Here is a 14581-nt window from a genome sequence, read left to right on the forward strand (position 1 = left end):
GAAATTCATCGCAAAGCCTGCCCACACACTTACTGTTTCACGGCTTCCAGCACATCAATCCAGCCATGCCCGGTACTGACTTCACTGCCGTGCAGCCAGCGACGCAACATGTTCATCGCCATCATCGCCACGACTTTCTGCCGGGTTTCAACATTGTGACGCCCATGGGTGAACTTCACGCGCTGGCCCCAGCTGGCTTCCGGCGTATGCAGCGCAATCGCCACTTCGCCCTCTTCCAGATTACCCACCGACAGCGCCAACACCGTGCCGTGATGCGCGGCCAGATTGCGCGTACGCTCGACCTGAGCTTCCAGCGGTTCATCATGAGGGGGCAAAATCTCTGCTGCGCTGAGCGGCACGTCCGCTGACGCCAGTTGCCAGTTCAGTAATCCGGCTGTGTATTGCTCGCTTAACGCCAGCCGGAAACCACGCTGTTGCAACTCATGCGCTAACAAAGCGGGTAAACCTACAGTGCCTTCGAAGATAGTGCATTCCGCCAACAGCAGCTTCACCTGCTGCCACGCCTGCTCCATAGCCACACGTTGGCTGGCCGGTCCGGTGAGTTTGATTTCAATGATTGGCATTGATGAGCGATAGCCCATTACCACACCTTCCGGCAACGGTAACGGCTCCAGTTCGGCGGCAATGTCACTCTCGCCGCGACCAAAGGTGGTCAGGCGCAGGCACAGCGGCGGCTCTGGCAAATCAAAACGCGCTTTCAAACGCGGAATGATCTCCTGCTCGACCATCACTTTAAATTCGGACGGCACGCCCGGCGTGAAGAATATCCAGCAGCGATTGAGCTGAAGTGCAAAGCCACACGCGGTACCCACCGGATTATCAATCAGCTCGGCATTCGCCGGAATTTCCGCCTGCTTGCGGTTGCTCGGCGCCATGATGCGTCCACGGCTGGCAAACCAGGCTTCCATTTTCTCCAGCCATTCCTGCTGGATCACCAATTCGGTGCCACACGCGGTAGCAGCGGCCAGCGCACTGAGATCGTCGCTGGTTGGGCCGAGGCCACCGTTCACAATCAGCACATCGGCAATCTGGCTGCGACTCTGCAGCGTCTCCACCAGCGAGGACATCGCATCGCCAACGGTACTGCGGCTGGTCATTGGCAAACCGTGCTGGAACAGCACATCCGCCAGCCATGCGGCATTCGTATCGACAATCTGCCCATGCAACACTTCATCGCCCGTTGAGAGCATTTCAACACGTATCACGTTACATTCTCCTTATCCCTGTCGCTTTACTGTAGAAAGCGCGCACGCGAAACACAATCGCCGTTGATGCGAAACAAGGATTCGAGACAAATGAGAGGGATAAAGCGGTAAAAAAGAGGAATCGGGCGTAACCGGCGTTACGCCCCGACAATTTAACGGCGGGCCAACAGTAAACCGACAAACAGGCCAGCGGCGGCGCCAATGCCGATCCCCTGCCAGGGTTTTTCATGCACATAATCGTCGGCACGGTAGGCCGCTTTTTTGGCACGGTAATAATAGCTGTCAGAAGCCTGGCTAACGCGATTCTTCACGTCTTCCAGTGCTTGTTCCGCTTTAAGTTTCAATTCGATGTACTTTTGATCGGCCGGATCGCCCGACGATTTCAGTACTTCTTCCAAAGTTTCTGTCAGTAGCGCCAGGTCGTCATCAAGGCGAGTTTCAAATTGATCTGAAGATGACACGTTATACTTCCTCCATGCTCGTCACTTATCGTCGTTTAACTATAGTCATAAATTCGGTATTTGCTGCGCGCAAGGGATTAGGATTACGCTGGGTTTTGCTCGACTCAATGCAAAGTTGCGTAATCCGCGCTGTTGCAGCGTGAAATCTGCTTCGCTTATTTGATTAATCTGATAAATTTTTGTCAGACTGAATTTTTTAATTTCGCGACTGTCGTACCCCCTTGTAGCCAGACGTAATGCGTCTTACGACAGTCACAACACACCAGAGCAGCTAAGGATTAGATTTCCGGCATGAATCGTAGAAAATTTATGAAAGCGTCCATGGCCCTCTCTGCCGCAAGCGGCATGACCGGGCTCTCCTCGCTGTTTGCGCAGTCCGCCTGGGCCGATGATGGCATCGCCGACGGCACCGCAGTGCGCTTCGATTTCGACTTACTGAAAAAGAAAGCCTCCGCGCTGGCGAAACAGCCCTGGGGCGGCGCACCCGGCCCGCTTCCTGATACCCTGGCCAATTTGACACCGCAGGCCTACAACGAAATTCAGTACGATGCCAACCATTCGCTGTGGAACAACATTCCCGATCGCGAACTGGATGTGCAGTTCTTCCACGTGGGGATGGGCTTTAAACGCCGTATCCGCATGTTCTCAGTGGATGCCGATAGCCGTGAAGCGCGCGAAATCCACTTCCGTCCCGAACTGTTTAACTACCACAACGCTAACGTCGATACCCAACAACTGGTCGGCAAAACCGATTTGGGCTTCGCTGGTTTCCGCGCGTTTAAAAAGCCAGAACTGGCGCGTCGCGATATCGTCTCGTTCCTCGGCGCGAGCTACTTCCGTGCGGTTGATGAAACCTTCCAGTACGGCTTGTCAGCGCGCGGTGTAGCAGTAAACACCTTTAGCAACGGCCACGAAGAGTTCCCGGACTTTACCGCCTTCTGGTTTGAAACACCGAAAGCCGACGACACCACCTTTGTGGTTTATGCGCTGCTGGACGGCGCCAGCGTGACCGGTGCGTACAAGTTCACTATCCACTGCGAAGAGAAACGCGTGGTGATGGAGGTGGAAAACCACCTGTTTGCTCGTAACGACATTCGTCAGCTCGGCATCTCGCCGATGACCAGTATGTTTAGCTGCGGCACCAACGAGCGTCGCATGTGTAATACCTATCATCCACAAATCCATGACTCCGATCGTCTGGCAATGTGGACCGGCAAAGGGGAATGGATTGCACGTCCGCTGAACAACCCGCAACGCTTGCAATTCAATGCTTATGAAGATGAAAACCCACGTGGTTTTGGTCTGCTGCAGCTCAACCACGACTTCAAAGATTATCAGGATGTCATTGGCTGGTACGACAAGCGCCCAAGCCTGTGGGTTGAGCCGATTGGCAAGTGGGGCAAAGGCGCCATCAACCTGATGGAGATCCCGACGACCGGTGAAACCCTGGATAACGTGGTGTGCTTCTGGCAGCCAACGGAACCGGTTAAAGCGGGCAGCGAATTTAACTTCCAGTACAAACTTTACTGGAGCCAACTGCCGCCAGTGCGCAGCGGGCTGGCGCGCGTCGATGCCACACGTACCGGCATCGGTGGTTTCCCGGAAGGTTGGGCGCCGGGCGAGCACTTCCCCGATCAGTGGTGCCGTCGCTTTGCGATTGATTTCGTCGGTGGCGACCTGAAAGCCGCTGCGCCGAAAGGCATTGAGCCGGTTATTACAGTCAATGCCGGCACCATCAAGCAGGTTGAGATTCTTTATGTGGAGCCGCTTAACGGCTACCGCATTCTGTTTGACTGGTATCCGAACAGCGACTCTACTAAGCCGGTGGATATGCGCCTGTTCCTGCGCACCAAAGATGAGACCTTAAGTGAAACCTGGCTGTATCAGTATTTCCCACCGCCGCCGGATCAGCGTAAATACACCGATGACCGACAGATGACGCCGGGCTGATATCCCCCTAAAAAGTTCGAATTTCAGGAAGGCGGCAAACGAGAGAACCCGATGAGCTGACTCAAGTCAGTGATTCGGGTGAGCCAGAGCAGCCAACTCACCGGTAATTTGAAGTATGACGGGTATAAATGGCGAGGAGTATTCCTCGCCATTACGCTTTCTGCATACCGATGTGCGGAATGTTATCTTCCATGTAAACGTCCCCCACCGCTTTGAAGCCAAGACGACCGTAAAACCCTTCCAGATGGGCCTGCGCCGATAAATAAATAGTGCGTTGCGGCCAATGGGTATCGCAGCTCTCCAGCGCTTTCTCCATCAGTCGATAGCCCAACTTCAGGCCACGCGCTTCTTCGGACACGATCACGCGACCAATCATCACCGGGGCGCTGTCCAGTGAGGGCGTAAGCACGCGAGCGTAGGCCAATAATTTGCCGTCAAGGAAGCCCATGATGTGGCGATTCTCTGCTCGCAAATCCTGACCATCTAGGTCTTGATAGGGGCAGTTTTGCTCCACAATGAATACGTGATTGCGCAGTGCCAGCACGGTATACAACTGCTGTGCACTCAGTTCACTGTGGTGGCAATCAAGCCATTGCATTTCCATGATGCTTCCTTGTCTGAGCGAAAAAAGTGATCCCCTGAGAGTATCACAGCGCGCGGGTATTAAGCTGCCGTACAGGGTTACCGCATTGCCTTGTCGTGATCGCATTCTCAGATTACAGGCAAAAAAAATCAGGCCCTTGGGCCTGATTCCTGAGGTCAAAGCGCATTTACATCAGCGGCTGTGCCATCTGTACCAGCGAAATCAGTGGCTGCGGATAGACACCCAACAGCAGTACCAGAATCGCCGAGATCAGCACCACCACACCACCGGCGGTAAAGGCCCAGTTGGCTGGCGTATCACGATCGCGCGTGTGCATTTCTGGTGGACTGAGATACAGGCTCACCGTCACACGCAGATAGTAGTAAAGACCGATCGCACTACCGGCAACCACTGCCGCGGTCAGCCACCACAGATGCGCGTTCACACCGGAAGCAATAACGTAGAACTTACCAATGAAGCCCAGCGTCATCGGGATACCGGCCAGAGACAGCATCATCACGGTCATGACCGCTGACAGAATCGGGCGGTGCCAGAACAGACCACGGTAAGAGTAGAGCGTATCAGCATCCGGGCCACGGTATGGGCTGGACATCAGGCTGACCACACCGAACGCGCCGAGGCTGCTGAACAGGTAACCCGCCAGGTACACACCCGCCGTTTCCAGCGACAGCTGATGGGTTTTCACCGCAATCAGCGACACCAGCAGATAGCCCAGGTGCGCGATCGATGAGTAACCGAGCAGACGTTTGATGTTGCTCTGCGAAATCGCCATCAGGTTACCGAACAGAATCGACACAAAGGCGATGACACCGAGCACGGTGCGCACGGCTTCGCTGTCCGTCACTGGCGCGTACAGGAACAAGCGCATCACCACACCAAAGATGGCGATTTTGCTGGCGGTGGCCAGGAAGGTTGAAACCGGCGCAGGCGCACCCTGATAAACGTCTGGCGTCCACAGGTGGAACGGAACCAGTGACAGCTTAAAGCCGAGGCCGATAATCATCATGCCCAAACCGACCAGCAGCAATGGTTGCTGGATCATGCTGTCATTCAGGCTCTTACCTAACTGTACGAAGCTCAGGCTGCCTGAATCGGCATAAATCAGCGCAATACCGAAAATCAGGAACGATGAGGCCGCCGCTGACAAGATCATGTATTTCAGCGCCGCTTCCAGCGAACGTTTCTGGCGGAAGGCGTAGCCGATAAGACCAAACAGCGGCAGTGACAGCAGTTCAATACCGATGAACAGTGCCGCCAGATGGTTGGCACTCGCCAGCACGATGCCACCGAGCGCCGCGATCAGCACCAGCAGATAGAACTCATCTTTGTTGTCCGGGAAACCGGCCAGCCACGGATAAGCAAAGGTGCAGGTCGCGAGGCTGGCCAGCAGCACCAGCGCGGTGTAGAACATCGAGTAGCCGTCAACGCGCAGCAGCGGCGTGACATCCATGGCGCCGACATGACCGACAAACCACAGTGAAAACAGCGCCACGTTCAGGCCAATGACCGTCAGCGTGGCATTGACAAAGTGGTTGCGTCGCCACGCAATGGACAGCATCACCACCACCACCGTCAATCCGACGATCAACAGCGGCAGTAACGCAATCAGATGTTGAGGAGTTATTGTCATGGCGAATTACGGCCTTGTAGTTGAAATTGAAGCGGTAAACCACTGCTGAATATTGCTCATCGCAGCGTGAGAGGTATCAAGGATCGGCTGTGGATAAACACCCAGCAGAACCAGCAGCACCACCAGCACGCCGATCGTCATGAATTCACGCGGTGACATGCCCGGCAGCGGATCTTTCGATTTCGCTTCGCCGTAGTAAGCGCGCTGCATCATCACCAGCGAATACACCGAGGCAAACACCAGGCCAAAGGTGGCAATCACGATAATCACCGGCACCACCTGGAAACTGCCGGTCAGAATCATAAATTCGCCGACAAAGTTACCGGTGCCTGGCATACCGAGGTTGGCCACCGCGAAGAACAGCGACAGGCCTGGAATCCATTTAATGCGTGACCACAAACCGCCCATCTGACGCAGGTCACGGGTATGCAGACGCTCATACAGCTGACCACACAAGATGAACAGTGCTGCGGCGGACAGGCCGTGAGCAATCATCTGAATCACCGCGCCCTGGAACGCCAGCTGGCTGCCGGTGTAGATAGCAATCAGCACGAAGCCCATGTGCGAAACGGAGGTGTAAGCAATCAGACGTTTGATATCCGTCTGCGAGAACGCCATCCAGGCACCGTAGAAGATACCCAGTACACCGAGCCACATAGCAATCGGCGCAAACTCTGCGGAAGCATTCGGGAACAGTGGCAGGCTGAAACGCAGCAGACCGTACGCCGCCGTTTTCAGCAAGATACCTGCGAGGTCTACCGAACCGGCGGTCGGAGCCTGACTGTGCGCATCCGGCAACCAGCCGTGCAGAGGCACCACCGGCATTTTTACGGCGAAGGCGATAAAGAAGCCGAGCATCAGCAGATATTCAACGGTGTGCGACATTGGCGTTTTCAGCAGTTCTTCGTAGCTGAAGGTCCAGACGCCGGTGGCGTTGTAGTGCACAAACACCAGCGCCAGAATCGCAATCAACATCACCAGACCCGAAGCCTGGGTATAGATGAAGAATTTGGTTGCGGCACTGATACGCGTTTTACCGTCAGAGGCTTTGTGACCCCAGAGCGCGATGAGGAAGTACATCGGCACCAGCATCATTTCCCAGAAGAAGAAGAACAGGAACATGTCGATGGAGAGGAACACGCCAATCACACCACCGAGGATCCACATCAGGTTGAGGTGGAAAAAGCCCTGATACTTCTCGATTTCATTCCAGGAACAGAGCACCGCCATCAAACCGAGCAGGCCAGTCAGCACCACCATCAGCAGTGACAAACCGTCAATAGCCAGATGGAAGTTAATACCGAAGCGTGGAATCCATGGCACCGAGAAAGTCGACTGCCACTGCGGCATTCCAGCAGCCTGGGTGAGTGAATAGCCTCCCTGCAGCCACAACTGCAGACCGAGTGCCAGCGTCAGCCCCATGGTGATCATGGCGATCCAACGCGGCACTTTTGCGCCGAGGCGCTCTGCTAACCAGCAAAGCAGACCCCCAACAAAAGGTATGATTATTAGCCAAGGTAATAGCACGGCATACTTCCCTTTTTTCAACCTGATTTCGAGCTATCTTGCTTGCCACTTCCATCACCGTCAGCGCTCGCCACCCTCACGTACAAAATACGCTTTGGTTGCTGCACACTAACGGCAACGAAACGGGCTATATCAATAACGCTTCGTCATTCAGGCAATTTTTCACATTCGCTTCTGGGGAGAAAGAACCCTTGATCCTCTCGCCCCCGCTCATCAATCTTTAAATCACCAGCATCAGCGCCAGTACCACCACGGCACCGACACTCATGGAAGCCACATACCAGCGCACGTAACCGTTCTCGCTCACCACCAGGCCTTTATTACCGACACGCGACAGCAGCGCAGGCAGGTTCATCAGTGAGTTCAGCGGATCGCGCTTCAGCAACCAGGCAATGCCGAGATAAGGTTTCACAAACACCTTGTCATACAGCCAGTCGAAGCCCCATGCCGCAAACCACCAGGTGCCGAAGAAACGGCCCGGCGCGCTGTTAGCAACGCTGGTGACCAGCTGGCGTTTGCCGAGCCATAGGGCAGCAGCAATCAGGATGCCGACAATCGCGACCACGCCTGAGGTGATTTCCAGCGCCACTTTTCCGCCCTCACCGAATTCATTCTGCGGCAGCACGCCCGCCAGCGGTGGCGTAATCATGGCGCCAACGAAGGTGGAGAGCACTAACAGAACAATCAGTGGCAGATGGTGAGTAATGCCTTTGCCCGCATGTGCATGAATTTTCTCTTCGCCGTGGAACACGATGAAGATCATGCGGAAGGTGTAGATTGAGGTCAGGAATGCACCGACCAGACCCGCCACCATCAGATTGATGTGACCATTCGCCAGCGCACCAAACAGGATTTCATCTTTACTGTAGAAACCTGCGGTAATCAGCGGCAGTGCCGCCAGCGCTGCGCCGCCGACCAGGAAGCAGGTGTACACCAATGGGATGCTCTTACGCAGGCCGCCCATTTTGAAGATGTTCTGCTCGTGGTGGCAGGCCAGAATGACCGAACCAGAAGAAAGGAACAGCAGTGCTTTGAAGAAGGCGTGCGTCATCAAGTGGAAAATGGCCGCGTCCCATGCCTGTACGCCCAGCGCGAGGAACATGTAGCCGATTTGACTCATGGTAGAGTAAGCCAGCACGCGCTTGATGTCGGTTTGCACCAAGGCAGCAAAGCCCGCCAACACCAAGGTGATCGCACCCACAATGCCCACCAGATGCAGCACTTCCGGTGTTAACAGGAACAGGCCGTGTGAACGCGCAATCAGGTAGACACCCGCAGTCACCATGGTGGCGGCGTGAATCAGTGCTGAAACCGGTGTTGGACCCGCCATCGCATCGGCCAGCCACGTTTGCAGTGGCAGCTGTGCAGATTTACCGACCGCACCACCCAACAGCATCAGGGTTGCCCACTGCAGCATGTGGTTGTCAGCGGCGAAGTGCGCAGGCGCCAGCTCCACCAGCTCGCGGAAGTTCAGCGTACCCAGCTCGTTGTAGAGAATGAACAGCGCGAATGCCAGGAACACGTCACCGACACGGGTGATGATAAAGGCTTTCATCGCCGCTTTGCCGTTCTCTGGGTTGCTGTAGTAGAAGCCAATCAGCAGATAAGAGCACAGGCCCACGCCTTCCCAACCGAGATACATCAGCATCAGGTTGTCGGCCAGCACCAACACCACCATGCTCGCGATGAACAGGTTGGTGTAAGCGAAGAAGCGTGAATAGCCCTCTTCACCGCGCATGTACCATGAAGCAAACATGTGGATGAAGAAACCGACACCCGTGACCACCGACAGCATGGTCAGTGACAAGCCGTCCAGTACCAGGTTCACTTTGATATCAAAGTGGCCGACCTGAATCCAGGTCCACAGCGCCTGAGTAAAAGGCTGTTGACCGTTGCTGAAGAAATCCATACCAACGAAAACGGTGGTCAATGCCGCCAGACCGACCGATCCCATTCCCACCGCTGCCGACAGATTCTCCGACCAGCGACCACGGGAAAACGCCAATAGCAGGAAGCCAATCAGCGGAAATAATACGGTTAAATAGAGAAGATTCATCCGCGCATCTCGCTCACTGTGTCAATGTTCAGCGTCTGACGACGACGATAGAGCTGGAGCAGCAGGGCCAGGCCAATGCTGGCTTCCGCCGCCGCGAGGCTGATCGCCAGAATGTACATCACCTGGCCGTCAGCTTGTCCCCAGTAGCTACCTGCTACCACCAGCGCCAGTGCCGCGGCGTTGATCATGATCTCCAGACCAATCAGCATGAACAGCAAATTGCGGCGCAGTACCAGCGAGGTCAGGCCGAGAACAAACAGCACAGCAGCCAACATCAGGCCGTGTTGTAACGGGATCATGCGTGATCCTCCTTATTCGCATGTGCATCAGCATGGCGATTGCTCAGCACTTCGCCCTGACGCTCTTCACGTCCGATATGGAAGGCCACCACCAGACCGGCCAGCAGCAGCATTGACGCCAGCTCAACCGCCAGTACGTAAGGACCAAACAGACTGATACCGACCGCTTTCGCATCGATGACGGTGCCATCGATACCCTGATCGTGCGCGGTGCTAATGGCGTAAATCATCACCACCAGCAGCAACAGGGAGACGATGCCCGGCCCAATCCACAGCGAAGGCTTCAGCCACTCGCGCTCCTGGTCCTGCTGGGTTTTGCCCAGGTTCAGCATCATCACCACGAACACGAACAGCACCATAATGGCACCGGCGTAAACGATGATCTCCAGCGCACCGGCAAAGTAGGCGCCCATCGAGAAGAACACACCCGCAATCGAAAGCAGCGACACAATCAGGTACAGCAGCGCATGTACCGGATTGGTGTGCGTGATGACGCGCAATGTCGTCAGCACCGCCACCAGTCCGCAAAGATAAAACGCAAATTCCATACCTGGCTCCTTAAGGTAACAAGCTTTTGACGTCGATTGGCTTGGCTTCGTTTTCCGCTTCGCCCTTCTCTTTCCCGTCGATCGCCATACCCGCCATGCGATAGAAGTTGTACTCCGGATATTTACCCGGACCGGAAATCAGCAGGTCCTGCTTCTCATACACCAGATCCTGACGCTTGAACTCACCCAACTCGAAATCGGGGGTCAGCTGAATCGCCGTGGTCGGGCAGGCTTCTTCGCACAGACCGCAGAAGATGCAGCGCGAGAAGTTGATGCGGAAGAACTCCGGATACCAACGACCATCAACCGTTTCCGCTTTCTGCAGTGAGATACAACCCACTGGGCAGGCTACCGCACAAAGGTTACAGGCAACGCAACGCTCTTCGCCGTCGGGATCGCGCGTCAGCACGATACGACCACGGTAGCGCGGCGGCAGATACACCGGCTCTTCTGGATACATCTGGGTTTCGCGCTTGGCGAAGGCGTGCATGCCTATCATCCAAATACTGCGCACTGTCGTGCCGAAGCCAACGACAATATCTTTTAAAGTCATCTCAAAACCCCTTACTGCGCGCTGTACAGAATCACTGCGGCGGTCGCCAGCAGGTTCAATAACGTCAACGGCAGACACACTTTCCAGCCGAACGACAGCACCTGGTCATAACGTGGACGCGGCAGCGCAGCACGAATCAGGATAAACATCACCATAAAGAACGCCGTTTTCAGCGCGAACCAGATGAATGGCGGCAGGAATGGACCGTGCCAGCCACCGAAGAACAGCGTCACAATCAGCGCTGAAACGGTGGTGATCGCCACGTATTCACCGACGAAGAACAAACCGAACTTCATACCGGCGTATTCGATGTGGTAACCATCGGCCAGTTCCTGTTCCGCTTCTGGTTGGTCAAACGGATGACGGTGACACACCGCGACGCCCGCGATACAGAAGGTTACGAAGCCGAAGAACTGCGGAATGATGTTCCACAAGTGCGTCTGGCTCTCGACGATGGCGTTCATGTTGAATGAACCGGCTTGCGCCACCACACCCATCAGCGACAGGCCAAGGAACACTTCGTAGCTCAGCGTCTGCGCCGACGCACGCATCGCACCCAGCAGCGAGTATTTGTTATTACTCGACCAACCGGCGAACAGCACAGCGTAGACTGCCAGGCCCGCCATCATCAGGAAGAACAGCAGACCGATATTCAGGTCGGTGACCATCCAGGTCGGCGAAACCGGCACGATAGCAAACGCCAGCAGCAGCGAGACAAAGGCAATAACCGGTGCCAGAGTAAAGATGAAGCGATCGGTAAACGGCGGAACCCAGTCCTCTTTGAAGAACATTTTGATCATGTCAGCGGCGAGCTGCAGCGAGCCGCCCCAACCAACACGGTTCGGTCCATAACGGTTCTGCCATAAGCCGAGCAGACGACGCTCGGCGAAACTCATAAAGGCACCACAACCCACCACCACCAGCAGGATCACAATGGTTTTCAGGATCTGGATGAGGATGTCGATAGCGTCCGGTGTCAGCCAGCTCATTGTGCAGCCTCCTGCAGTTTGTCAACTTGCGCACCTGAGAGGAACGGCGGCACACCTGGCATACCCAGCGGCAGACCCACCTGCCCTGCTTGCAGGGAAGTGGAGAAGCGTACTGGCAGACGCAGCGTTTCACCGGCACAAACCAGTTCAACCGCAGAGCCGTTGTTGACGCCCAGTTTCTCCGCATCAGCCGGGTTAATCACCAGCGTGGCTGGCGACATACGCTTCTGGAAGGTCGGTGAACGCTGAGTCATCTCTTCACTACCAAACAGCTGATAGTAAGGTGCAACGCGATATTGGCTGCCTTCAACAAAGCTTTCTGGCACGGCGGTGAACCACGGCAGTGATCCTTCGCTCGCTTCAAACAGACGCACACCCGGATCGCCATGACGTAGTTTCCCACCGACTTCAGCCTGGAACTTGTTCCATGCTTGCGGGGAGTTCCAGCCTGGAGCCCAGGCGAATGGAATCTGCGAACGTGGTGCATTCGGCTGGTTGTTACCTTCCATTGAGAAAGCAAACATGGTGTCTTTGTCTTGCGGCTGACGCGGTTCGTGCACGCTAATATTGGCTCGCATCGCGGTACGGCCACTGTTACGGTGCGGTGAACGCGCCAGTTTCTGACCGCGAATACGGAAGCTTGCGTCCGGCGCCGCGTCTTTAATACCTTTCAGCTGCGGCAATGCTGCAACGGTGGCATCGATCACGTGATCAAGCAGCGTCCAGTCAATCTGACGGCTTTCAACAGTGCTGTGCAGCGAGTGCAGCCAGCGCCAGCTCTCCAGCATCACAATGTTGTTGTCGTAGTAAGACGGATCGTAAACCTGGAAGAAACGCTGTGCGCGGCCTTCCTGGTTGATCGAGGTGCCATCACTCTCTGCGAAACTCGCGGTCGAGAGCACCAGACCGGCTTTTTCCAGTGTCGCCGTGCGCTGATGATCAACCACAATCACGTGTGCGGTGTTGTGCAAAGCCGCATCCACGATGGCTTTCGGTGCGTGGCGGTAAAGATCGTTCTCCAACACCACCAGCGCTTCCGCTTCGCCTTTATCCAGCTGTTCCAGCGCGCTATCCAGCGATTGTCCACCCATCAGGCCGAGACCAAAGCTGTTGGCGGCACCCGCAAGGAAGGTGATACCGACATCGGCACCGCGACCTTTCAGTGCTTTCGCCACGTTGGCGGCCGCTTCAATCATCGCGGTGCTGCCAGAGTGGGTACCAGAAATTATCAGTGGCTTTTTGGCACCGGCTAACGCCTGTACCACCACATCCAGCTTGCCGTTCAGCTTGCTATCAAAGCCACTGACAGCTGGAGCTGTTTCATCGAGCGCATTGGCAATGGCGAAACCGAGACGAGCCTGATCTTCCACCGGTGCGCGATAACTCCACGCCGCGATATCATCAAGACGGGTTTCATCAACGTTGGTGACAAACAGCGGATGTTTGGCGTGCTGACCGATGTTCAGGATCGCCGCGATCTGCCAGTCAGCCACTTTCTGGGCTGCTGCCATTTCACGCGCTTTGCCTTTCACCGCCTGACGTACAGAGAGTGCGACACGCGCACCAACCTGCGTCAGATCTTCACCCAGCACCAGCACCGCATCGTAGCTTTCGATTTCACGCAGTGATGGCGTATAGATACCGCCTTCCTGCAGTACTTTCAGCATCAACTCCACGCGTGCTTGCTCAGCGGCAGGCATACCGGTGGAGAAGTTTTCTGCGCCGACGAGTTCACGCAGCGCAAAGTTGCTTTCAATGCTGGCACGCGGTGATCCAATGCCGATCACACGCTTCGCCTGACGCAGTACGTCAGCCGCCGCATTCACCGCTTGTTCAGCGTTGAGGCTGACCCAATCGTTACCGCGTTTCTGTACTGGATGACGTGGACGATCTTTGCGGTTTACATAGCCGTAACCAAAGCGACCACGGTCACACAGGAAATAGTGGTTTACGGTGCCGTTGTAGCGGTTTTCAATACGACGCAATTCACCATAACGTTCGCCTGGGCTGGTGTTACAACCCACGCTGCACTGCTGGCAGATGCTCGGTGCGAACTGCATATCCCATTTACGGTTGTAGCGTTCGGAGTGCGTTTTATCGGTAAATACGCCGGTCGGGCAGATTTCGACCAGGTTACCGGAGAACTCGCTCTCCAGCGTGCCATCTTCCGGGCGACCGAAGTAAACGTTGTCATGGGCACCGTAAACGCCAAGATCTTTGCCGTCTGCGTAATCTTTGTAGTAACGCACGCAGCGATAGCAGGCAATACAGCGGTTCATTTCATGGGAGATGAACGGGCCGAGGTCCTGATTCTGGTGCGTACGTTTGGTGAAGCGGTAACGACGGAAGCTGTGGCCCGTCATGACCGTCATATCTTGCAGATGGCAGTTACCGCCCTCTTCGCACACTGGACAGTCGTGCGGGTGGTTGGTCATCAGCCATTCCACCACGCTTTCACGAAACTCTTTCGCTTCGCCATCGTCGATGGAGATAAAGGTGCCGTCCGACGCCGGTGTCATGCATGACATAACAAGACGACCACGGGTATCTTCGGCATTCTGGAATTGCTTCACCGCGCACTGGCGGCAGGCTCCCACGCTTCCCAGCGCCGGATGCCAGCAAAAATAAGGAATATCAAGGCCCAGAGAGAGACACGCCTGCAACAGGTTGTCGGCTCCGTTCACATCATATTCTTTACCGTCTACATGGATTGTAGCCATAGTGAACATGCTTCCGTA

The 14581-nt window shown here is 55.5% G+C and carries 12 protein-coding genes; 1 reads left to right on the forward strand and 11 read right to left on the reverse strand.

The features are described 5' to 3' along the window. Positions 1–29 precede the first annotated feature (29 nt). The gene (locus tag ACCW76_RS07335) at positions 30–1226 is read right to left on the reverse strand and encodes a nicotinamide mononucleotide deamidase-related protein YfaY (protein WP_436338170.1); all 1197 of its coding nucleotides are present in this window, start codon (positions 1224–1226) and stop codon (positions 30–32) included. A gap of 152 nt (positions 1227–1378) precedes the next feature. Beyond that, entirely contained in the window at positions 1379–1687 is a 309-nt protein-coding gene (gene elaB / locus ACCW76_RS07340; RefSeq protein WP_034825045.1) for a stress response protein ElaB, read from the reverse strand. Between the two features lie 291 nt (positions 1688–1978). Between elaB and ACCW76_RS07345 the strand changes: the two genes are divergently transcribed. Continuing rightward, positions 1979–3637 (forward strand): glucan biosynthesis protein D, encoded by a 1659-nt coding sequence (locus ACCW76_RS07345; RefSeq protein ID WP_436338171.1) that lies wholly within the window; start codon positions 1979–1981, stop codon positions 3635–3637. A gap of 151 nt (positions 3638–3788) precedes the next feature. On the opposite strand, the gene ACCW76_RS07350 is transcribed toward ACCW76_RS07345, so the two are convergent. The 9 genes from ACCW76_RS07350 to nuoG all read right to left on the reverse strand — a co-directional run bounded on the left by ACCW76_RS07350 (position 3789) and on the right by nuoG (position 14563). Continuing rightward, positions 3789–4241 (reverse strand): GNAT family N-acetyltransferase, encoded by a 453-nt coding sequence (locus ACCW76_RS07350; protein WP_436338172.1) that lies wholly within the window; start codon positions 4239–4241, stop codon positions 3789–3791. A 166-nt stretch (positions 4242–4407) separates the two neighbouring features. Further along, positions 4408–5871, reverse strand: a complete 1464-nt coding sequence (nuoN, locus tag ACCW76_RS07355) for an NADH-quinone oxidoreductase subunit NuoN (protein ID WP_034825051.1) — start codon at positions 5869–5871, stop codon at positions 4408–4410. A gap of 6 nt (positions 5872–5877) precedes the next feature. Then, positions 5878–7398 carry an NADH-quinone oxidoreductase subunit M gene (nuoM, locus tag ACCW76_RS07360; RefSeq protein ID WP_045813694.1) on the reverse strand — a complete coding sequence of 507 codons (1521 nt, stop codon included), beginning with the start codon at positions 7396–7398 and terminating at the stop codon, positions 5878–5880. Between the two features lie 220 nt (positions 7399–7618). After that, entirely contained in the window at positions 7619–9454 is a 1836-nt protein-coding gene (gene nuoL, locus ACCW76_RS07365) for an NADH-quinone oxidoreductase subunit L (RefSeq protein WP_436338173.1), read from the reverse strand. Continuing rightward, complete coding sequence (gene nuoK / locus ACCW76_RS07370; protein ID WP_034825057.1) at positions 9451–9753, reverse strand: NADH-quinone oxidoreductase subunit NuoK; 303 nt, start codon at positions 9751–9753, stop codon at positions 9451–9453. Before nuoK ends, nuoL begins: the two co-directional genes overlap by 4 nt. Beyond that, positions 9750–10301, reverse strand: coding sequence for an NADH-quinone oxidoreductase subunit J (gene nuoJ / locus ACCW76_RS07375; protein ID WP_034825059.1), 552 nt, complete (start codon positions 10299–10301; stop codon positions 9750–9752). Before nuoJ ends, nuoK begins: the two co-directional genes overlap by 4 nt. A gap of 10 nt (positions 10302–10311) precedes the next feature. Next, positions 10312–10854, reverse strand: a complete 543-nt coding sequence (gene nuoI / locus ACCW76_RS07380; protein ID WP_034825061.1) for an NADH-quinone oxidoreductase subunit NuoI — start codon at positions 10852–10854, stop codon at positions 10312–10314. Positions 10855–10865: 11 nt separating this feature from the next. Then, on the reverse strand, positions 10866–11843 hold the full coding sequence (gene nuoH, locus ACCW76_RS07385; RefSeq protein ID WP_045813644.1) for an NADH-quinone oxidoreductase subunit NuoH: 978 nt from the start codon (positions 11841–11843) through the stop codon (positions 10866–10868). Beyond that, positions 11840–14563, reverse strand: coding sequence for an NADH-quinone oxidoreductase subunit NuoG (nuoG, locus tag ACCW76_RS07390; protein WP_436338174.1), 2724 nt, complete (start codon positions 14561–14563; stop codon positions 11840–11842). The genes nuoH and nuoG overlap by 4 nt, the downstream gene beginning before the upstream one ends. Positions 14564–14581: the final 18 nt, after the last annotated feature.

The sequence above is a fragment of the Pantoea sp. C8B4 genome, assembly GCF_051336905.1.
Classification (GTDB): domain Bacteria; phylum Pseudomonadota; class Gammaproteobacteria; order Enterobacterales; family Enterobacteriaceae; genus Pantoea; species Pantoea rwandensis_B.

Coding starts and splice junctions, on each gene's coding strand:
- ACCW76_RS07345 (WP_436338171.1), top strand. CDS start 1,979: ATGAATCGTAGAAAATTTATGAAAGCGTCCATGGCCCTCTCTGCCGCA.
- ACCW76_RS07350 (WP_436338172.1), bottom strand. CDS start 4,241: ATGGAAATGCAATGGCTTGATTGCCACCACAGTGAACTGAGTGCACAG.
- nuoN (WP_034825051.1), bottom strand. CDS start 5,871: ATGACAATAACTCCTCAACATCTGATTGCGTTACTGCCGCTGTTGATC.
- nuoL (WP_436338173.1), bottom strand. CDS start 9,454: ATGAATCTTCTCTATTTAACCGTATTATTTCCGCTGATTGGCTTCCTG.
- nuoK (WP_034825057.1), bottom strand. CDS start 9,753: ATGATCCCGTTACAACACGGCCTGATGTTGGCTGCTGTGCTGTTTGTT.
- nuoJ (WP_034825059.1), bottom strand. CDS start 10,301: ATGGAATTTGCGTTTTATCTTTGCGGACTGGTGGCGGTGCTGACGACA.
- nuoI (WP_034825061.1), bottom strand. CDS start 10,854: ATGACTTTAAAAGATATTGTCGTTGGCTTCGGCACGACAGTGCGCAGT.
- nuoH (WP_045813644.1), bottom strand. CDS start 11,843: ATGAGCTGGCTGACACCGGACGCTATCGACATCCTCATCCAGATCCTG.
- nuoG (WP_436338174.1), bottom strand. CDS start 14,563: ATGGCTACAATCCATGTAGACGGTAAAGAATATGATGTGAACGGAGCC.